The sequence below is a fragment of the Variovorax sp. J22G73 genome, from assembly GCF_030317035.1.
GTDB lineage: Bacteria > Pseudomonadota > Gammaproteobacteria > Burkholderiales > Burkholderiaceae_C > Variovorax.
Genome location: NZ_JASZYK010000001.1, coordinates 98,662 through 117,053 on the forward strand (window position 1 = coordinate 98,662; position 18,392 = coordinate 117,053).

Consider the following 18,392-nt stretch of genomic DNA (forward strand, 5'->3'; position numbering starts at 1 on the left):
GCTACTCCAGCGTCATGTGCGACGCGGTGACGATCTGCGCCATGCGCGCGCGCTCTTCCACCAGGAATTTCTCGAACTCCGCGCGCGCCAGCAGCATGGGTTGCGCGCCGCCGCGTTCGGTGGTCGCGATCAGGTCGGCGTCTTCCTTGTAAGCGCGCACGGTCACGTCCGCGATGCGGTCGAGCACGGCCGCCGGCGTGCCCTTGGGCGCGAAGATGCCGCCCCAGTGCTGCATGAGGATGGTCGGAAAACCTTGCTCCACCGTTGTCGGCACCTGCTTCATGGGGCCGGTGCGTTCGCGCGCGGTGAGCGCCAGCGCATGCAACCTGCCCGACTGCACGAACGCGGAGACCCCGATGGGCGCTTCGGACGCCAGGTCGACCTCGCCGCCGACGATGGCGTTCACCGTCTGCGAGCCGCTCTTGTAGTGCACCAGCGTCACCGGCACGCCGAGCGCGGCCTCCACCATTTCCGCCACGAAGTGCCCCGTGCTGCCGCTGCCCGCGGTGCCGAAGTTCAGCCGCCCCTTGGTGCGCGCCCAGGCCTGCAGCTCCTTCAGGTTCCTGGCCGGCACGCTCGCGTTGGTGACCAGCACCGAAGGCGCGCTGCTGGTGCCCACCACCGGCACCAGGTCGGTCTCGGCATAGGGCATCTTCGGGCGCAGCAGCGCATTGGCGATGGCGCCGTTGCCGGCCGACAGCCAGGTGTAGCCGTCGGGCGCGGCCTTGGCCACGTACTCGCTGCCGATGATGCCGCCGGCGCCGGGCCGGTTGTCCACGATGAGGCTCTGGTTCAGCCGCTTGCCCAGCGCCTGCGCCATCGCACGCACGTTGGTGTCGCCGGGGCCGCCGGCGGAAAACGGCAGCACCAGCCGGATGGGCTTGGCCGCGGGCCAGGGGTCTTGCGCGCGGGCGGGCAGGGCGGTGGCGCCGGCGAGCGCGAGCAGGCCCAGCGAGAAGGCGCGGCGGTCGAGCAATGCGGATGCGGATACGGATGCGTGAGTTGATGCGTGCGCTGATGTGTGCGTCATGGTGTCTTGTCTCCTTCGTTCGTTGCGAGGTCGGCGTCAGTCGAAGGCCGCGGCCACGGGCGGCGCCAGCAGAGCGAGCAACTCGCGCACGTCGGGCAGGTCTTCGATGCCGCGCACCATGTCCTCGATGGCTTGCTGCCGGCCGCGCTCAATCAATCCGTCGGTCAGCGTGCGGTACTTGGCCGCGACCTCGTCGTTGTCTTGCGGCGACTCGATGGCGCGCGAGGTGTCGCGGTCGACCTGGATGCGCTGCCCGTCGGTGAACGTGACCACCAACCGCACGCGCCCGCGCTTGAGCGGCCCGCCCGCGTCGAACTCGGGCTGGTGGCGCACCTCGATGCGCGGAATCAGCGCCCACACGTCGTCGGCGTCGATGCGCGCGGGCGCGAACTGCTTCACCATCGCCTCGCCGTCGAGCACCGCCACGGCCAGCGCGTAGCCGATGTTCATCTGCGCGCCGATGGGCGTCAGCGGCCGCTCGGGCACCCACCAGCCGTGGTGGTACACCGCGTGGCTCACCTCGACCTCGATGCGCGCGATCTCGCCGGGCACCAGCTTGCGCTGCGCGCCCGCGTCGAAGAGCGCATCGAGCGGCGAGTGGATGCCGCCCATGGCCGCGTAGGGCTTGATGACGATGCGCTCCACCTCCCAGCGGTCGCCCAGCGCCTCGGTGATCTTCGAGGCGTCGGGGTCGTGGCCCTCGCCGAAGGTGGAAAGAAAGCCGCCGTACTCGCGCTCGAACACCCGCTTGATGCCCGTGTAGCCGCCTTCGGCCAGCACCGCCGCGTAGAGCCCGTTGCGCGCCGAGAAGCCGTGGTGCATGCGCTTGCACATGGCCTCGTACTGCGCGGCCATGAGCCCGGCCGACTGCGTGCCCGCGAGGCCCAGCGCGTCTTCGAAGCGCGCCGGGTCCAGCCCCAGCAGCTTGCCGACCGCCGCGGCCGCCGCGTGCGTGCCGAACACGGAGCCCGAGTGCCAGCCGCGCGACAGCATCTGCGCGCCGTGCAGCGCCATGCCCACGCGCGGGCCGACTTCGTAGCCCGCGAGCGCGGCCTCGAGAAACTGCCGGCCGCTGACCTTCAGGTCGCCCTCCGAGGCGGCCCACAGCGCGGGCAGCACGATCGACGCGCTGTGCAGCGGGCCCAGCGGGTGGTAGTCGTCCAGCTCGAAGCCCTGGATGAAGGTGCCGTTGAGCAGCGCCGCGCCCGGCGCGCTGGTGCGCGCGCCCCAGCCGACGATGGTGCGGTCGCCGCGGCCTTCGAACTTCTGCACGATCTGCGCCGCCGTGCGCGACCACGGCAGCTGCGCGCCGACGATGGCGCAGGCAATGCCGTCGAGCGTGAGCGCCTTGGCGCGTTCGCGCGCGGAGGCGGGCGCGGTGTCGAGGTGGAAGTCGGCGAGCCAGTGGGCGAGGCGGCCGGTGGGGCCTTTGGGGTCAGTGGCGTCGGTGGCGTCGGTTGCGTGGGCGCCGTCGGACGTGTTCGTGCCGTTCTTGGCCAGGGCCGGGGATTTGCTTTGCATGAGATGGCTCCGTTCAGTCAATCGATCTGGACATGGCCGTCCGTCACGGCCTTGCCCCACTTCGTCACTTCGGTCCGCAGGAAGGCCGCGAAGTGGGCGGACGAGTCCACCGACACCTCGGAGCCGATGGCGCGCGTGGCCTCCTGCAGTTCGGGGCTGGCCGCGGCGCGGTGGATGGCCGCGTTCAGCGCCTCCACCGTGGCCGGCGGCGTGCCGGCCGGCGCCAGAAAGCCGACCCATGAATTCACATCGAAGCCCTTGAGGCCCTGCTCGTCCAGTGTCGGCAGCGCGGGCAACTGCGGGTTGCGCTTCAGCCCCGAGATGGCCAGTGCCTTCAGCTTGCCCGACTTGACGTGCGGCAGCACCGAGGGCACCGCGTCGAACATGAGTGACACCTGGCCGCCCATCAGGTCGTTCAGCGCCGCGGGCGAACCCTTGTAGGGAATGTGGTTGAGCCGGATGCCGGCCTGCGCCTGGAACATTTCCATCGCCAGGTGCGCGGTGATGCCGTTGCCGCCCGAGCCGAAGTCGACCTTGCCGGGCCGCGCCTTGGCGTAGGCGACCAGTTCCTTCACGTCGTTCGCGGGGAATGACGGATTGGCCACCAGCAGCAGCGGGCCCATGCTGACCATCGACACCGGCGCGAAGTCCTTCAGCGTGTCGTAGGGCAGCTTCTTGTACAGCGTGGGGTTGATGGCCATCTGCCCCAGCGTGCCGAGCAGCAGGGTGCTGCCGTCGGGCGCGCTGCGTTTCACCTCCTGCGCGCCGAGGCTGCCGTTGGCGCCCGCGCGGTTGTCGACGTACACCGGCCGGCCCAGCTCCCTGGTGAGCGCGGCGGCGTAGTTGCGCGCGATGATGTCCACCGTCTGGCCGGCGGGGTAGCCGACCACGATGCGGAGTGGCTTGTCGGGCTTGTCGGAAAGGGCGCCCTGTGCAAAGGCCGGGGTGGTGGCAGCCGCCGAGGCTGCCGCGAGGCAGAACGCGGCGAGCGTGCGCCGCGAGAACGTCGTGTTCATGCGTGTTCCTCCACGGGCACGTAGACCTCGCCCGCCATCAGCCGGCGTGCGGTGCGTGTGAGGCCCAGCGCCGAGAAGCGGGTGTGCGCCGGGTCGCCGGACGCTTCGGCCACCACTTTCACTTCCATCACGCCCAGTGGATGGCCGATGCGCAGCGTGTCGGTGGCCGCGCGCGCCGCGCCGACGGCCTGGTGCACGGTGGAGCCCGGCACGCGCGAGGCGGCGGCCGTGCACATCGAGCCGGTGCCGGCCATGCTGTCGTGGCACTTGCCCAGGAACACGAGGCGCGCGCGCAGGTCCATGTCGGCCGCTGCCTGCATCTCGCCGTTGACGTCCACGTAGTCGGCCGGCGGCGCGACGATCACCGCCAGCGGCAGGCCAGGCAGGTGCACCTCGCGCCAGTCGGCGTACAGGCCGATGCGCTCGCCCATCTTCGACTGGATCTCGCCCAGTGTCTCGATGAGTGCGCGGTCGGCGCTGATGGCATCGGGCAGCTCGCTCCCGCTCATGCCGAGCGATGGCGCCGCGATGAACACGCAGGGGTTGGCCGTGTCGCACAGCGAGACCTCGATGCGGCGGCCGTCCTCGAGCACCACCGTGTCCACCGCCTGGCCGGTGGGCAGCAGCCGGCCGGTCTTGGCGCCCACGGTGCCCGCGTAGTCCATGAGGATCTCCGCGCCCGTGCCCGGCACGCCGGGAATGGCGCAGTCGCCGTGCACGCGGGCCTTGCCGTGCTTCACCTGCACCTTCGAGACCAGCAGCTTGCCGGTGTTGGTGTTGAAGATGCGCACGGTGGTCATGGGCTCGACCGCCTCGACCAACCCTTCGTCGATGGCGAAAGGCGCCACGGCCGAGGAGATGTTGCCGCAGTTGGCGTCGTAGCCGACGCCGTCGCGCTCCACGTCGACCTGCGCGAAGGTGTAGTCGATGTCGGCGTCGTCGCGCGCGGAGCGCTGGATGATCGCGACCTTCGAGGTCACGAGCCGCGAGCCGCCCATGCCGTCGATCTGCAGCACATCGGGCGTGCCCATCGCGCGCTTGAGCAGGCGGTCGCGCGCGGGGCCCGCGGGCGGCACGTCGCGCTCGTGGAAGAACAGTGCCTTGCTGGTACCGCCGCGCATCAGCACGCAGCGAACGCCGACCTGTTCGGTCTCGGAAATGGAAGCCATGGTCTTGCTCCTTGGGCATGAAAGGCCGGCGGGCGCGGCGGGTGCAGCGGGTGTGCGGGTGTTCGGGGCCCGGGCCAGGAAACAGAGAGGGAAAGAGGGGGAAAAGAGCAGCGAGGAAAGCGGGCGGCTTGCCCTATTCGAGCGGATAGAGCTTCACGAGCGCCGCCATGCGCTCGCTTTCCTCGCGCACCTGCGCGGCGAAGGCGGCGGGCGAGTTCACCACCGGTTCGGCGCCGGCAGAGGCGATGGTCTTGCGCACGTCGGCGTCCTTCACCGCCTCGTGCAGCGCCGCGACGATGCCTTGCGTGACGTTGGGCGGCGTGCCCTTGGGCGCGAACAGGCCGAACCACGTCACCGACTGGAACTGCGGGTAGCCGGCCTCGGCGGTGGTCGGCACCTCGGGCAGCGCGGCGGCGCGCCTGGGCCCCTGCGTGGCCAGGATCTTCAGCGTGCCGGCCTTGTAGTGCGGCAGCGCGGCGGTGATGCCGGTGAACGCCATGTTGACGTTGTTGGCGATCATGTCCGTCACGATGGCGCCGGTGCCGCGGTAGTTCACGACGATCAGGTTCGGCAGCCCCGCCTCCGCAGCCAGCTGCTTGGCCGACACGCGCGCCAGCGATTCGCCGGTGGCCAGCGAGCAGGGCTGCGCGGCGGTCTTGCAGTACTGCACGAACTCGCCGAAGGTCTTCACCGGCAGCTTGGCGCTCACCACCACCGCCGCGGGCGACATCGACACGGCCGTCACCGGCTCCAGCCGCGCGAGCGGGTCGATGCCCTTCAGGCCCGGCGTGTACTTGGTGATGACGATGGACGGCACCTGCAGCACGAGCGTGTAGCCGTCGGGCTTGGCCTCCATCACGCGCCGCGTGCCGATGAGGCCGTCGGCGCCGGGCATGTTCTCCACGATCACGGGCTGGCCCCAGATCACGCCGAGCTGCTTGGACACCGCGCGCGCCGTGGCGTCGGTGCCGCCGCCGGCGGCGTAGGGCACGACGAGCGTCACGGGGCGGTCGGGGTGCCAGGCGGCCTGCGCGAACGCGGGCGGCGCGAGTGCGCAGAGCGCGACTGCGGCAAGGGCGCAAAGGACGGGTGGTGGCTTGTGCTTCTTGAAGCGTTCGAGGGGCATGTCGTCTCCGTTTTTTTGAATGAAATGAAAGCGGTGTCGCGCGCGTCAGGGCAGCGGCGCGACCGGGCGGCCGCGCCAGTCGCGGCGATACAGCCCGTCGCAACGCCCGCGCGCCAGCGCGTGCGCGCGCAGCCAGGGCAGCAGCGTGGTATCGCGCAGCAGGCCGGCCGGTGGCGGCGCATCGAGCGCCCAGAGCTGGAACACGTAGCGGTGCGGCCCGTGGCCGGGCAGCGGGCGCGGCCCGTCGTAGCCTTCGCGGCCGAGGCCGTTGGGTGCCAGCGTCACGCCGGCGGGCGCGTGGCCGGCGTTCAGCGCGCCTTCTGGCAGGGCATCGACCGAGCGCGGCCCCGATGCGAGCAGGTGCGTGATGGCGCGTGCCATCGGCACATCGGGGTCTTCGCACAGCAGCAGCCAGTGCGTGGCTTCGGGCGGCAGCGCATTCCATGCGAGCGCGGGCGAGCGGTTGTCGCCGACGCCTTCGCCGGCATGCCGCAGCGCCATCGCGCCGCCGTGCGCGAAGTCCGCGCTGCGCAGCGCGAGCGTGAGCGGCAGGCGCGCGAGCACCTCGTCGCTGCACGCCAGGCTCGCGTTGCCCGCGTGCCGGCCGCGCGTGAGCAGGCCGGCCCACCGCAGCACCCACGGGTGGCGCTGCAGCGAGGTGGTTGCGGTGGTCGCGTTGGCCGCGTTGGCCCCGGTGGTGTTCACGCGAGCGCTCCTTGCGCCGCGGTGGGCCAGGCCCACGGGCGGCGTGCGCGGTCGGCCTGTTGCCATTCGCGAATGAGCGCGTCGTCCTTCAGCGTGAGGCCGATGTCGTCCAGGCCGTGCAGCAGCGCTTCGCGGCGCAGCGGATCGATGTCGAAGGCCGACACGCCGCCGTCGGGCGCGGTGATGGTGCAGGCGTGCAGGTCGACCGTGACCGGCGCGCCGCCCGCGCACTGCGCGGCCAGCGCCTCGACCTGCGCGAGGGGCCAGCGCACCGGCAGCACGCCGTTCTGGAAGCAGTTGTTGAAGAAGATGTCGCCGAAGCTGGGCGCGATCACGCAGCGAATGCCCAGCCCCATCAGCGCCCACACCGCGCCTTCGCGCGATGAGCCGCAGCCGAAGTTCTCCGCCGCCAGCAGCACCGGCGCGCGCTGGAAGGCCGGCTGGTTGAGCACGCATTGCGGGTCTTCGCTGCCGTCCGGCCGCAGGCGCAGGGCTTCGAATGCATAGGGGCCGAGCTGGTCGCGCTGGAACGCGGTGAGGCGCTCGATGCGCACGATGACGTCGGTGTCGACGTTGGCGCGCATCAGCGGCGCGGCGGCGCCGGTGACGGTGGTGAAGGGAGTCATGGTCATGCCAGGGTCCTCACGTCGGTGATGCGGCCGGTGACCGCGGCGGCGGCGGCCATGGCGGGGCTCGCCAGGTGCGTGCGCGCGCCCGGCCCCTGCCGCCCGACGAAGTTGCGGTTGGAGGTGGACACGCAGCGCGCCTGCGGCGGCACCTGCTCGCCGTTGGCGGCCACGCACATGCTGCAACCCGGCTCGCGCCACTGGAAGCCCGCGGCCTCGAACACCTCGCGCAGGCCCTCGGCCTCGGCCGCGCGCTTCACGTTCTCCGAGCCGGGCACCACCCATGCGGTCACGCCCTGCGCCACGTGCCGGCCGCGCGCCACGTCGGCGGCGGCGCGCAGGTCGGGCAGGCGCGAGTTGGCGCACGAGCCGATGAAGACCCAGTCGACCGGCGTGCCCGCGATGGCCGCGCGCGGCGCGAGGCTCATGTAGGCCAGCGCGGCCTCGATGGCGCCGCGCGCCGCGTCGTCGGGCGCATCGAGCGGGTCGGCCGGGTCGGGCAAGTGGCCGTCGATGGCAATGGCGTCTTCCGGGCTGGTGCCCCAGGTGACGGTGGGCGCCACGGCGGCGGCGTCGATGGCTTCCTCGTGGTCGTACACCGCGCCGTCGTCGGATGCGAGCGACAGCCAGTGCGCGGCGGCCTCGTCGAAGGCCTCGCCGATCGGCGCGAAGGGGCGCCCGCGCACCCAGTCGACGGTGCGCTGGTCGGGCGCGATCAGCCCGAAGCGCGCGCCTAGCTCGACCGTGAGGTTGCACAGCGTGAGCCGCGCATCGACATCGAGCGCGCGCACCGCCTCGCCCGCGAATTCGATCGCATAGCCCACGCCCGCTGCCGCGCCGAGCCGGCCGATGATGTGCAGCGCCAGGTCTTTCGCGGTGACGCCCGCGCCGAGCACGCCGTCGCAGCGGATGCGCATGCGCCGTGGCTTTTGCTGCCGCAGGGTTTGCGTGGCCAGCGCGTGCGTGCTTTCCGACGAGCCCACGCCGAAGGCCAGTGCACCGAGGCCGCCGTTGGTGCAGGTGTGGCTGTCGCCGCAGATCACCGTGAGGCCGGGCAGCACGATGCCCAGCTCGGGCCCCATCACGTGCACGATGCCCTGGCCCGGCTGGCCGAGGTCGTAGAAGCGCACGCCCGATTTCGCGCTGAGGTCGCGCAGCGCGCCGTGCAGCCGGCCACCGAGTGGAAAGGTGCCGGGCGTGCGCCCGGGCTGGCTCGATGCGGCGTGGTCGGGCGTGGCGAAGTCCAGTTCGGGGTTGTGCAGCGGCAGGCCGCGCGCGGCCACCTCGGCCATCGCGGGCGGGCCGGAGAGGTCGTGCAGCAGGTGGCGGTCGATGTGCAGCAGCGCCCAGCCGTCGCCCAGCGTGCGCACCACGTGGGCGTCCCAGAGCTTGTCGAACAGGGTGCGGGGCATGTCAGCGGCTTTCCATCGCGGCACCGGCGTTGAAGCGAGTCCGCAGGGCGTCCCACTCGTCGGCACCGAAGCGGCGGAAGGTCTGCGCCACGCTAGCGTTCACGGTGGGGGCCTTGAAGGTCGCCTTGAGTTCGGCCAGCGCCGCATCGCCCGCCTCGATGGCGGCCTTGAGCATCAGCCCCGGCAGGATCGCGAGCCGGTAGCCCATGGCTTCGGCCTCGCGCAGGTCGAACACCGGCGTGCGCCCGCCGGGCACCACGTTCAGCAGGCAGGGGCCGTGCACGCGCCGGGGCACGGCGGCGGCCTCCTCGGGTGTTTGCGTGGCCTCGACGAAGGCCAGGTCGGCGCCGGCCTGCAGCGCGGCGTTGGCGCGGTCTATGGCCTCGTCCAGGCCCAGCATGGCGCGCGCGTCGGTGCGCGCGATGACCACGAAGTCCTTGGTGCGGCGCGCCTCCACCGCGGCGCGGACCTTGGACACGAACTCCTCGCGCGACACCACTTCCTTGCCGTCGAGGTGGCCGCAGCGCTTGGGCGAGACCTGGTCCTCGATGTGGATGGCGGCCACCCCGCGCGCCTCGTACTCGCGCACGGTGCGCGTCACGTTCAGTTCGTTGCCGTAGCCGGTGTCGGCATCGGCGATGAGCGGGATGGCCACCGAGCGCGCCATGACCGCCGCGTTGTCGACCATCTCGCTCATCGTCAACAGGCCGAAGTCGGGAAAGCCGCGCGCGGCCGAGGTGCCGGCGCCGGTCATGTACACGGCGGCGAAGCCCGCCTGCTCGATCAGGCGCGCGCCGATGGCGTCGTAGGCGCCGGGGGCGATGACCATGCCGGGCGCGTCGAGCAGCTGGCGAAGCGTGGGCCGTGGGATCGGCGTGGAGCTGGGCGTGGAGGTCGGCGTCGAGGTGGGGTTCATGGCGTGGCCTTGTCCGGCGGCGTTTGAGTTGATGTGTTTATATTCTAAATACAACTGGCGGAAATCCGCAAGCGCGTACGCTCTCGGTGTTCGGTCGGCGTTCGGCCAGCGCCCGGGTGTCTTGCTATGCTCGACCTTCGCTTTTCCTTCTGTCATGGCACGTCCTCCCGCATCTGCTCCCTCGCTCGAACGCGGTCCCGGTACCTCGCTGCACCGGCAGCTCTTCGTCGTGCTGCGCGACGAAATCACGCGCGGCGTGTACGCCTCCGGCGCACTGCCGAAGGAAGAAGCGCTGGGCGAGCGCTTCGGGGTGTCGCGCATCACGGTGCGCCGCGCGCTGGCCGACCTGGCGTCGCTGGGGCTGGTCGAACGTCGCCACGGCCTGGGCACCTTCGTGCGCGCCGACCTGCCGCAGGTGCGCGCGCGGCCCAGCCTCGGCCTGATCGACGGGCTGCGCAAGGCGGCGCTGGAAACCGATGTCGAGGTGCTCGAGGTGGCGCAGTCGGTGCCGCCGCCCGACGTGGCCGCGCTGCTGCAGCTGGCGCCTGAAGAAAAAGCCGTGCATGCGCTGCGCCTGCGCAGCATCGACGGCGTGCCGGTCATGCTGACCGATGCCTGGGTGCCCGCGCAGCTCGGCAAGCGCGTGTCGGCCACTGCGTTGCGCAAGCACGCGCTCTACGAAATATTGCTCGCGCAGGGCGTGAAGTTCGGCCGCGTGGTGCAGGAGATCACGGCCGAGGTGGCCGACCCGGGGCGCGCGCGGCTGCTGCAGGTGGAAACCGGCGCGCCGCTGCTGAAGATGGTGCGCCTGCTGCACGACCTGGACGCCCAGCCGGTGCAGCACCTCACCGTGTCGCTGACGGCGGAGCGCAGCCGCATCCTGATGGACATTGCCGGCGCGACCATCAACACGCTCACCGCGGGGCAGGTGGTGCACGACGTGCATCCGCCGCCTTCTTCACCTTCTTCACCCCGGCGCCGCACCTGACGCCCTGGCCCGAAAAGAAGAAAAAAGAGAGACAACAACAATGAACCGCGCGGAGACAACGCCTGCACCCTCTCTCCACCAGCCGGACTCGCGCTACGCGATGCTGCGCCTGGCCCTCACGCTGCTGATCATGACGGTCGGCAGCAGCGGCATGTACGTGGTGTCGGTGATGCTGCCCGCGGTGCAGGCCGAGTTCGGCGTGGCGCGCGCCGATGCCTCGCTGCCCTACACGCTGCTGATGCTGGGCTTCGGCTTCGGCGGCGTGCTCATGGGCAAGCTGGCCGACCGCGTCGGCGTGATGTGGCCGCTGCTGATGGGCTCGGTGTTCCTGGGCGTGGGCTATGTGGCCACGGGGCTGTCGGGCGGCATCGTGTCGTTCACCGTCGCGCAGGCGTTGCTGGTGGGGCTGCTCGGCAGCTCGGTGGCCTTCGCGCCGCTGGTGGCCGACACCTCGCTGTGGTTCGTCAAGCGGCGCGGCATCGCGGTGGCGGTGTGCGCGAGCGGCAACTACCTGGCCGGCGCGGTGTGGCCGCCCATTGCGCAGCACTTCGTGGAAACGGTGGGCTGGCGCCAGACCTACATCGGCATGGGCATCTTCTGCGGCGTGACGATGGCGCTGCTGGCGCTGTTGTTTCGCGCACGGCCGCCGGCGGTGGCCGAGGCCGTGCCCGCGAACGCAGCCGGCACCGGCGCGGCACGCGACCTGGCGCGCCCCTTCGGGCTGAACCCGGGCACGGCGCAGGGCCTGCTGTGCGTGGCCGGCGTGGCCTGCTGCGTGGCCATGGCGATGCCGCAGGTGCACATCGTGGCGTACTGCGGCGACCTGGGCTACGGCCCGGCGCAGGGCGCGCTGATGCTGTCGCTGATGCTGGGCTTCGGCATCGTGAGCCGGCTGGTGTCGGGCGCCATCTGCGACCGCATCGGCGGGCTGCGCACGCTGATGCTCGGCGGCATGCTGCAGTGCGTGGCGCTGCTGCTGTTCCTGCCGTTCGACGGGCTGGTGTCGCTCTACGTGATCTCGGCGCTGTTCGGGTTGTTCCAGGGCGGCATCGTGCCCTCTTACGCGATCATCATCCGCGAGCACTTTCCGCCGAAGGAGGCGGGTGCGCGCGTGGGCACGGTGCTGATGTTCACGCTGTTCGGCATGGCGCTGGGCGGGTGGATGTCGGGCAAGGTGTTCGACGTCACGGGCAGTTACCACGCGGCCTTTGTCAACGGCATTGCGTGGAACCTGCTCAACATGAGCATCGTGGCCTTCCTGCTGTTCAGGACGCTTCGGCGACCAGGCGGCCGAGTGTCTGCATCGCCTGTTCGCTGAGCGCGTCCCACGCGTGGCCGTAGTTCAGCCGAAGGCAGTGGGTGAAGGCGCGCGTGGCCGAGAAGATGGGCCCCGGCGCCACGCTGATGCCGAGCTCCAGCGCCTTGCGGTGGATGTCCAGCGCGTTCACGTGTGACGGCAGCTCCACCCACAGGAAGTACCCGCCCAGCGGCCGCGTGGCCCGCGTGCCCGCCGGAAAGTAGTGCCCCACGGCCTGCGCGAAGGTGGCCTGCTGCAGCGCCAGCGTCTGGCGCAGCTTGCGCAGGTGCTTGTCGAGCCCGCCCTTTTCCAGGTAGCCGGCCAGCGCCAGCTGCGCCGGCGCCGAGGTGCTGAGCGTGGTCGTGAGCTTCTGGCGCGCAACCTGCCGCGCGAAGCGCCCGGCCGAGGCCCAGCCGATGCGGTAGCCCGGCGCCAGGCACTTGGAGAACGACGCGCAGTGCAGCACCAGCCCCTGCGTGTCGAAGGCCTTGGCCGGCGCGGGGCGGCGCTCGCCGAAGTAGAGCTCGGCGTACACGTCGTCCTCGATCAGCGGCAGCCGGTGGCTGGCCAGCAGGGCCACCAGCGCCTTCTTCTTGGCATCGGGCATCAGGCTGCCCAGCGGGTTCTGGAAGGTGGTCATGAGCCAGCAGGCGCTGGGCCTGTGCGCGGCGATGGCCAGCTCCAGCGCGCCCAGGTCGATGCCCTCGCCGGGGTGCGTGGGCACCTCGATGGCGCGCAGCCCCATGCGCTGCAGCGCCTGCAGCGCGGCATAGAAGGTGGGCGATTCGACGATCACCGCGTCCCCCGGCCGCGTCACGGCCGCCAGGCAGAGGTTGAGCGCCTCCAGCGCGCCGTTCGTCACCACGATCTCGTCGGCCGCCACCGGCATGCCGTCGCCCAGGTAGCGCAGCGCGATCTGCCGGCGCAGCGCGGCACTGCCGGGCGTGAGGTCGTCGACCGTGCTCCACGGGTCCAGCGACTTGGCGCTGGCCGCCATGAACTGCCCCAGCCGCGCCAGCGGAAACAGCAGCGGGCTCGGAAACGCCGAGCCGAACGGCACCACCTTGCGCGACATGCTGGCCTCGAGGATGTCGAACACCTGGTCGCTCACGTCGAGCGAGAGCGGGCCGTCGGCGGGGCGCGAGGTGTGGGTGGATTCGGGCGGCGCGTCGCGCAGGCCGCCGCCGCTCACGTAGTAGCCAGAGCGGTCGCGCGCGCGCACCAGCCCGCGCGCCTCCAGCAGGTAGTACGCCTGGAACACGGTGGAGGCGCTCACCCCGCGGCTGGCGCCGGTGTGGCGCACCGAGGGCAGGCGGTCGCCGGTCTTCAGCGTGCCGTTGCGGATGGAGGCCTCGATGTCGGCGGCCAGGGCTTCATATCGCTTCATGGTGGGGTGCCCGTCATTCGGCAGCACTTTATCTGCGCCGGTCAATTGAGGGGAATCTGCATCTGTTTTTTTGCCGCAGCCTGGGCCACACTCGGCCCATGTCGAATCTGATGCGCGCGCTGCGTGCCGTTCTCTGGAGTTTCATCGGCCTGGGCGGGCGCCGCGCCGACGCCGACAAGCGCACTGCGCAGGTCGGCATCCTGCCGCTGATCGCCGTGGCGCTGGTGGTGGTGCTGCTGCTGATCGCGGGGCTCATCGCGCTGGCGCGCTTCGCCGCCGGCACATGAAGCGCGGCCTGCGCTTTTTCGGGCTCGGGCTGCTGCTCGCCCTGCAGGGCATGGCGGGCGCCGTCGCTGCCACCACCGTTCCCGACACCATCGAGCAGCGCGTGGCCGCCTGCATCGCCTGCCACGGCCGCGAGGGCGCGACCACCAACGCGGGCTACTTTCCGCGCCTGGCGGGCAAGCCGGCGGGCTACCTGTTCAACCAGCTCGTGAGCTTCAGGGACGGGCGCCGCTTCAACACCGACATGGCGTACATGGTGCAGCACATGTCCGACGACTATCTGCGCGAGATTGCCGACTACTTCGCCGGGCTCGACCTGCCGTACCCGCCCGTCTCGCCCACGAGCGACGCCACGCCCGAAGTGCTCGCGCGCGGCCGCATGCTGGCGCTGCAGGGCGACGCCGAGCGCCGGCTGCCGGCGTGCGTGCAATGCCATGGCGCGGCGCTCACGGGCGTGCAGCCCGCCACGCCGGGGCTGCTGGGCCTGCCGCGGCTGTACCTCGCGTCGCAGCTGGGCGCGTGGCTCACCAACGAGCGGCATGCGCAGGCGCCCGACTGCATGGCCGAGGTGGGCCGGCGCATGTGGACCTCCGACGTGAACGCCGTGGCCAGCTGGCTCGCCACGCAGCCCGTGCCGGCCAACGCCAAGCCGGCGGCCTCGCTGCCCGCGCCGATGCCGATCGCCTGCGGCGGGGTGCCCAAGTGACGGAGCCGCGCGCATGAAGCTGCGACACCTGGGCTGGACGCTGCTCACCCTGTTCGTGCTGCTGGCCGTGGCCGCCGGTACCGTCGTGGCGCTGAACCTGCGCGGCGAAGACCCCTTGCCCGACACCGCCGAGACCTTCCAGTCCACGCCGCAACTGGTCGAGCGCGGCCGTTACCTCGCGCTGGCCGGCAACTGCGCGGGTTGCCACACCACGCGCGGCGGCCGGCCCTATGCGGGCGGCCTGCCCATCGACACGCCCTTCGGCACCATCTACGCGAGCAACCTCACGCCCGACGTCGGCACCGGCATCGGCAGCTGGAGCAGCGCGCACTTCTGGCGCGCCATGCACAACGGGCGAAGCAAGGACGGGCGGCTGCTGTACCCGGCGTTCCCGTACCCCAACTTCACGCAGGTGACGCGCGACGACGCCGACGCCCTCTACGCCTTCCTGCGCAGCGTGCCCGCCGCGGTGGAGCCCAACAAGGCGCACCGCCTGCGCTTTCCGTACGACACCCAGCCCGCGCTGGCCGTGTGGCGCGCGCTGTCGTTCAAGCCCGAGCCCTTCGTGGCCAACGCGGGCAAGCCGGCCGAATGGAACCGCGGCGCCTATCTGGTCAACGGGCTGGGGCATTGCATCGCCTGCCACGGCCCGCGTAACTCGCTGGGCGCGACGGACACCCGGCTCGGCCTCTCGGGCGGACTCATCGCGGTGGAGAACTGGTATGCGCCTTCGCTCACCGACCCACACCAGGCCAGCGTGGCCGACTGGCCGCAGGCCGACGTGGTCGCGCTGCTGAAGACCGGCGTGGCGCCGCGCGCCTCCGTCATGGGCCCGATGGCCGACGTGGTGTTCCGCAGCACGCAGTACCTGAGCGAGGCCGACCTGGGCGCCATGGCGAGCTACCTGAAGGACCTGCCCGAAGCCTCCGCGTCCAAAGCCTCGGCGTTCGAGGCCCCGGCGAGCAGCAAGGCCCCCGTGCGCCGCGACGCCGGCACCATGGCGCGCGGCGCGAAGATCTACGACCAGCGCTGCGCCTACTGCCACGGCGACCAGGGGCAGGGCGCGGTGGGCGCGTATCCGCCGCTGGCGGGCAACCGCGCGGTGAACATGACGCCGCCCACCAACCTGGTCCAGGTGATCTCGCACGGCGGCTTCCTGCCCACCACCGCCGGCAACCCGCGCCCCTACGGCATGCCGCCGTTCGGCCAGGTGCTGGACGCCGCCGACGTGGCGGCCGTGCTCACCTACGTGCGCGGCTCGTGGGGCAACGACAGCGCGCCGGTCACGCAGCTGGACACGATGCGGCGCTGAGCGCGGCCTGGGCTGCGCCGGCAGCCACGGCCGTGCCGGTGCCGGTGCGGTCAGGCCGTGTGCGGATGCCGCGCCCCCTCGTACAGCGAGCGCGCCAGCGCCCGGTGCCTTGCCAGCAATGGCGCCAGCTCCAACCCCGTGAACTGCCCGTCGCGAATGCGCACTTCGCCATCGATCACGCTCAGCGAGGCCGACGCGGGCGTGCAGAACACCAGCGCCGCCACCGGGTCGTGCCCGGCGCCCGCGTGCGACACGCCGCGCAGGTCGAAGCCCACGAGGTCGGCCGACATGCCGGGCGCGAGCGCGCCGATGTCGTCGCGGCCCAGCACGCGCGCGCCGCCCAGCGTGGCGATCTCCAGCGCCTCGCGCGCCGTCATCGCGGCGGGCCCGTAGCCCACGCGCTGCAGCAGCATCGCCTGGCGCGCTTCGCCCAGCATGTGCGCGCCGTCGTTCGACGCGCTGCCGTCCACGCCCAGCCCCACGGCCACGCCCGCGCGGCGCATGGCGCCGATGGGCGCGATGCCCGAGGCCAGCCGCATGTTGGAGCAGGGGCAGTGCGCCACGCCGGTGCCGGTGCGCCCGAACAGCGCGATGCCGGCCTCGTCGAGCTTCACGCAGTGCGCGTGCCACACGTCGCGCCCGACCCAGCCCAGGTCTTCGGCGTACTCGGCCGGCGTCATGCCGAACTTCTCGCGCGAATAGGCCACGTCGTTGTCGTTCTCCGCCAGGTGCGTGTGCAGCGACACGCCGCGCTCGCGCGCCAGCTCGGCCGACAGCCGCATCAGGTCGCGCGACACCGAGAACGGCGAGCAGGGCGCCAGCACGATGCGGCGCATCGAATGGCGGGACGCGTCGTGCCAGCGGCCGATGAGGCGCTCGCTGTCGCGCAGGATGGCCGCTTCGCTCTCGACCACTTCGTCGGGCGGCAGCCCGCCCGCGCTGCGGCCCACGCTCATGCTGCCGCGCGCCGCGTGAAAGCGCATGCCCATGGCGTCGGCCGCCTCGATGGAGTCGTCGAGCCGCGAGCCGTTGGGAAACAGGTAGAGATGGTCGCTGCTGGTGGTGCAGCCCGAAAGCATCAGCTCGGCCATCGCGGTCTGCGTGGACACGCGGATCATCTCGGGCGTGAGCCGCGCCCACAGCAGGTACAGGTTGGTGAGCCAGCTGAACAGCTCCGCGTTCTGCGCCTCGGGCACGGCGCGCGTGAGGCTCTGGTACATGTGGTGGTGCGTGTTCACCAGGCCGGGCATCACCACGTGGCCGTGCATGTCGATGGCCTCGGCCTGGCCGTTGCGCAGGGCGTCGAGGTACGGCGTCGGCAGCTCGGCCGTGGCGCCGACCCAGGCGATGGCCGGCCCCTGCATCACCACCGCGCCGTCGGCGATCTCGCGCCGCGCGGCGTCCATGGTGACCAGCACGTCGGCGTGCCGGACGATGCGCAGCGGCGCGGCGGGGGTGGCGTGGTGTGTGTTCATGGCGTCATTCGGTTCCGTGCGAGGTGCGCGCCGCCAGTGTGAAGGAACGCTCCTTCGACAGCACGCCGTTGTAGAAAAGATTGAGCAGCACCGCCGCGCAGGTGCCCAGCACGATGCCGCTGTGCGTCAGCGGATGGGTCCATGCCGGAAAGTGCTGGAAGAACTGGGGCGACAGCGTGGGAACGAGCCCCAGGCCGATGGAAATCGCGATCACGTACAGCGCGTGGCGGTCGCGTGAATGGTCGACGGTGCCCAGGATGCGCACGCCCGTGGCCGCCACCATGCCGAACATCACGATGCCCGCGCCCCCCAGCACGAACTGCGGCACCGACGCCACGATGTGCGCGACCTTGGGGAACAGCGCCAGCGCGACCAGCAGCAGCCCGCCGCCCGCGGCCACGTAGCGCGAGCGCACGCCCGTTACCGTGACCAGCCCCACGTTCTGCGAGAACGAGGTGTACGGAAAGGTGTTGAACATGCCGCCGATCACCGTGCCCAGCCCGTCGGCGCGCAGGCCGCGCGTGAGCGCCTCGGTGCCCACCTTGCGCCCGGTGATCTCGCCCAGCGCCAGGAACATGCCGGTCGACTCGACCAGCGTGATCAGCATCACGATGCACATCGAGGCGATGGCCGTGAGTTCGAAGCGTGGCATGCCGAAGTGAAAGGGCGTGGTCACGGCCACCCAGCTGGCCTCGGCCAGCCCGTCGAAGTGAATGCGCCCGAGCGCCAGCGACAGGCCCACGCCGAACACGATGCCCAGCAGCACCGCGATGTTGGCGATGAGCCCCTTGCCGAAGCGCGTGATCGCGATGATCACCGCCAGCACCGCCGCCGCGATCGCCAGGTTCACCGGCTCGCCGTAGGCCGGGTTGGCCACCGCGTGCGCCACGCCGCCGACCATGCGGGTGGTGGTCGGTTGCCCGCCCGCGGCCCAGTGGATGGCCACGCCCATGAGCGACACGCCGATCAGCGTGATGACCGTGCCCGTGACCAGCGGCGGGAACACGCCCAGCACGCGGCCCATCAGCGGCGCGACCAGCATGCCGAACACGCCCGCCACGATGGTGGCGCCGTAGATCGCGGGCAGCCCCAGCGCAGGGTCGATGCCGATGGCGATCATCGGGCCCACCGCGGCAAAGGTCACGCCCATCATCACCGGCATGCGGATGCCGAAGCGCCAGAAGCCGATGGCCTGCACCAGCGTGGCGATGCCCGCGGCGAACAGGTCGGCGTTGATGAGGAAGGCGATGTCGGCCTTGGAAAGCCCCAGCGCGCCGCCCACGATGAGCGGCACCGCCACCGTGCCCGCGTACATCACCAGCACGTGCTGCAGGCTGAGCGCGCCGCAGCGGCCCAGGGGAAGCTTCCGGTCGACCCCTTCGCCGTCTCCTGCGGGGGCCGTCTTGTCGTTCGAAGTCATC

General features: G+C 71.5%; 17 protein-coding genes. 5 read left to right on the forward strand and 12 right to left on the reverse strand.

The genetic code is table 11. From position 1 onward, the window contains the following. Position 1 precedes the first annotated feature (1 nt). The 9 genes from QTI51_RS00425 to QTI51_RS00465 all read right to left on the reverse strand — a co-directional run bounded on the left by QTI51_RS00425 (position 2) and on the right by QTI51_RS00465 (position 9,521). Positions 2 to 1,030, reverse strand: a complete 1,029-nt coding sequence (locus tag QTI51_RS00425) for a tripartite tricarboxylate transporter substrate binding protein (RefSeq protein ID WP_286513511.1) — start codon at positions 1,028 to 1,030, stop codon at positions 2 to 4. A 36-nt stretch (positions 1,031 to 1,066) separates the two neighbouring features. Continuing rightward, positions 1,067 to 2,551, reverse strand: a complete 1,485-nt coding sequence (locus QTI51_RS00430; RefSeq protein ID WP_286513508.1) for an MmgE/PrpD family protein — start codon at positions 2,549 to 2,551, stop codon at positions 1,067 to 1,069. A gap of 17 nt (positions 2,552 to 2,568) precedes the next feature. Further along, complete coding sequence (locus tag QTI51_RS00435) at positions 2,569 to 3,567, reverse strand: tripartite tricarboxylate transporter substrate binding protein (protein WP_286513506.1); 999 nt, start codon at positions 3,565 to 3,567, stop codon at positions 2,569 to 2,571. Then, a complete protein-coding gene (locus QTI51_RS00440) occupies positions 3,564 to 4,736 on the reverse strand; it encodes a 2-methylaconitate cis-trans isomerase PrpF family protein (RefSeq protein ID WP_286513503.1) in 1,173 nt (390 codons plus the stop codon). Before QTI51_RS00440 ends, QTI51_RS00435 begins: the two co-directional genes overlap by 4 nt. 133 nt (positions 4,737 to 4,869) lie before the next feature. Continuing rightward, a complete protein-coding gene (locus tag QTI51_RS00445) occupies positions 4,870 to 5,862 on the reverse strand; it encodes a Bug family tripartite tricarboxylate transporter substrate binding protein (protein WP_286513500.1) in 993 nt (330 codons plus the stop codon). Positions 5,863 to 5,907: 45 nt separating this feature from the next. Continuing rightward, on the reverse strand, positions 5,908 to 6,567 hold the full coding sequence (locus QTI51_RS00450; protein ID WP_286513497.1) for a YbhB/YbcL family Raf kinase inhibitor-like protein: 660 nt from the start codon (positions 6,565 to 6,567) through the stop codon (positions 5,908 to 5,910). Next, complete coding sequence (gene leuD, locus QTI51_RS00455) at positions 6,564 to 7,193, reverse strand: 3-isopropylmalate dehydratase small subunit (RefSeq protein WP_286513769.1); 630 nt, start codon at positions 7,191 to 7,193, stop codon at positions 6,564 to 6,566. Before leuD ends, QTI51_RS00450 begins: the two co-directional genes overlap by 4 nt. A 2-nt stretch (positions 7,194 to 7,195) precedes the next feature. Continuing rightward, positions 7,196 to 8,605, reverse strand: a complete 1,410-nt coding sequence (gene leuC / locus QTI51_RS00460; protein WP_286513495.1) for a 3-isopropylmalate dehydratase large subunit — start codon at positions 8,603 to 8,605, stop codon at positions 7,196 to 7,198. 1 nt (position 8,606) lies between these two features. Beyond that, a complete protein-coding gene (locus tag QTI51_RS00465) occupies positions 8,607 to 9,521 on the reverse strand; it encodes an isocitrate lyase/PEP mutase family protein (RefSeq protein WP_286513493.1) in 915 nt (304 codons plus the stop codon). A gap of 154 nt (positions 9,522 to 9,675) precedes the next feature. Between QTI51_RS00465 and QTI51_RS00470 the strand changes: the two genes are divergently transcribed. Beyond that, positions 9,676 to 10,509 (forward strand): GntR family transcriptional regulator, encoded by an 834-nt coding sequence (locus QTI51_RS00470; protein WP_286513491.1) that lies wholly within the window; start codon positions 9,676 to 9,678, stop codon positions 10,507 to 10,509. Between the two features lie 40 nt (positions 10,510 to 10,549). Then, positions 10,550 to 11,827 carry an MFS transporter gene (locus QTI51_RS00475; protein WP_286513489.1) on the forward strand — a complete coding sequence of 426 codons (1,278 nt, stop codon included), beginning with the start codon at positions 10,550 to 10,552 and terminating at the stop codon, positions 11,825 to 11,827. On the opposite strand, the gene QTI51_RS00480 is transcribed toward QTI51_RS00475, so the two are convergent. Continuing rightward, complete coding sequence (locus tag QTI51_RS00480) at positions 11,775 to 13,193, reverse strand: aminotransferase-like domain-containing protein (protein ID WP_116912352.1); 1,419 nt, start codon at positions 13,191 to 13,193, stop codon at positions 11,775 to 11,777. The two genes, QTI51_RS00475 and QTI51_RS00480, sit on opposite strands and share 53 nt — an antisense overlap. A gap of 98 nt (positions 13,194 to 13,291) precedes the next feature. Here QTI51_RS00480 and QTI51_RS00485 point away from each other — a divergent pair, with 98 nt between their 5' ends. The 3 genes from QTI51_RS00485 to QTI51_RS00495 are packed head-to-tail and all read left to right on the forward strand — an operon-like array spanning position 13,292 to position 15,496. After that, entirely contained in the window at positions 13,292 to 13,480 is a 189-nt protein-coding gene (locus tag QTI51_RS00485) for a DUF2970 domain-containing protein (protein ID WP_116912293.1), read from the forward strand. Beyond that, positions 13,477 to 14,184 carry a c-type cytochrome gene (locus QTI51_RS00490; protein ID WP_286513486.1) on the forward strand — a complete coding sequence of 236 codons (708 nt, stop codon included), beginning with the start codon at positions 13,477 to 13,479 and terminating at the stop codon, positions 14,182 to 14,184. Before QTI51_RS00485 ends, QTI51_RS00490 begins: the two co-directional genes overlap by 4 nt. Before the next feature lie 13 nt (positions 14,185 to 14,197). Further along, complete coding sequence (locus tag QTI51_RS00495; RefSeq protein ID WP_286513484.1) at positions 14,198 to 15,496, forward strand: c-type cytochrome; 1,299 nt, start codon at positions 14,198 to 14,200, stop codon at positions 15,494 to 15,496. A 50-nt stretch (positions 15,497 to 15,546) separates the two neighbouring features. Here QTI51_RS00495 and QTI51_RS00500 read toward each other — a convergent pair whose 3' ends face one another. Together QTI51_RS00500 and QTI51_RS00505 are read right to left on the reverse strand one after the other, a co-directional pair. Then, positions 15,547 to 16,971, reverse strand: a complete 1,425-nt coding sequence (locus QTI51_RS00500; RefSeq protein WP_286513482.1) for an 8-oxoguanine deaminase — start codon at positions 16,969 to 16,971, stop codon at positions 15,547 to 15,549. A gap of 4 nt (positions 16,972 to 16,975) precedes the next feature. Further along, positions 16,976 to 18,391 (reverse strand): nucleobase:cation symporter-2 family protein, encoded by a 1,416-nt coding sequence (locus QTI51_RS00505; protein ID WP_286513480.1) that lies wholly within the window; start codon positions 18,389 to 18,391, stop codon positions 16,976 to 16,978. Position 18,392: the final 1 nt, after the last annotated feature.

What these genes read in the sequence shown, in the direction of transcription:
- QTI51_RS00425 (WP_286513511.1), bottom strand. Translation starts at nt 1,030, where the DNA reads ATGACGCACACATCAGCGCACGCATCAACTCACGCATCCGTATCCGCA.
- QTI51_RS00430 (WP_286513508.1), bottom strand. Translation starts at nt 2,551, where the DNA reads ATGCAAAGCAAATCCCCGGCCCTGGCCAAGAACGGCACGAACACGTCC.
- QTI51_RS00435 (WP_286513506.1), bottom strand. Translation starts at nt 3,567, where the DNA reads ATGAACACGACGTTCTCGCGGCGCACGCTCGCCGCGTTCTGCCTCGCG.
- QTI51_RS00440 (WP_286513503.1), bottom strand. Translation starts at nt 4,736, where the DNA reads ATGGCTTCCATTTCCGAGACCGAACAGGTCGGCGTTCGCTGCGTGCTG.
- QTI51_RS00445 (WP_286513500.1), bottom strand. Translation starts at nt 5,862, where the DNA reads ATGCCCCTCGAACGCTTCAAGAAGCACAAGCCACCACCCGTCCTTTGC.
- leuD (WP_286513769.1), bottom strand. Translation starts at nt 7,193, where the DNA reads ATGACTCCCTTCACCACCGTCACCGGCGCCGCCGCGCCGCTGATGCGC.
- leuC (WP_286513495.1), bottom strand. Translation starts at nt 8,605, where the DNA reads ATGCCCCGCACCCTGTTCGACAAGCTCTGGGACGCCCACGTGGTGCGC.
- QTI51_RS00465 (WP_286513493.1), bottom strand. Translation starts at nt 9,521, where the DNA reads ATGAACCCCACCTCGACGCCGACCTCCACGCCCAGCTCCACGCCGATC.
- QTI51_RS00470 (WP_286513491.1), top strand. Translation starts at nt 9,676, where the DNA reads ATGGCACGTCCTCCCGCATCTGCTCCCTCGCTCGAACGCGGTCCCGGT.
- QTI51_RS00475 (WP_286513489.1), top strand. Translation starts at nt 10,550, where the DNA reads ATGAACCGCGCGGAGACAACGCCTGCACCCTCTCTCCACCAGCCGGAC.
- QTI51_RS00480 (WP_116912352.1), bottom strand. Translation starts at nt 13,193, where the DNA reads ATGAAGCGATATGAAGCCCTGGCCGCCGACATCGAGGCCTCCATCCGC.
- QTI51_RS00485 (WP_116912293.1), top strand. Translation starts at nt 13,292, where the DNA reads ATGTCGAATCTGATGCGCGCGCTGCGTGCCGTTCTCTGGAGTTTCATC.
- QTI51_RS00490 (WP_286513486.1), top strand. Translation starts at nt 13,477, where the DNA reads ATGAAGCGCGGCCTGCGCTTTTTCGGGCTCGGGCTGCTGCTCGCCCTG.
- QTI51_RS00495 (WP_286513484.1), top strand. Translation starts at nt 14,198, where the DNA reads ATGAAGCTGCGACACCTGGGCTGGACGCTGCTCACCCTGTTCGTGCTG.
- QTI51_RS00500 (WP_286513482.1), bottom strand. Translation starts at nt 16,971, where the DNA reads ATGAACACACACCACGCCACCCCCGCCGCGCCGCTGCGCATCGTCCGG.
- QTI51_RS00505 (WP_286513480.1), bottom strand. Translation starts at nt 18,391, where the DNA reads ATGACTTCGAACGACAAGACGGCCCCCGCAGGAGACGGCGAAGGGGTC.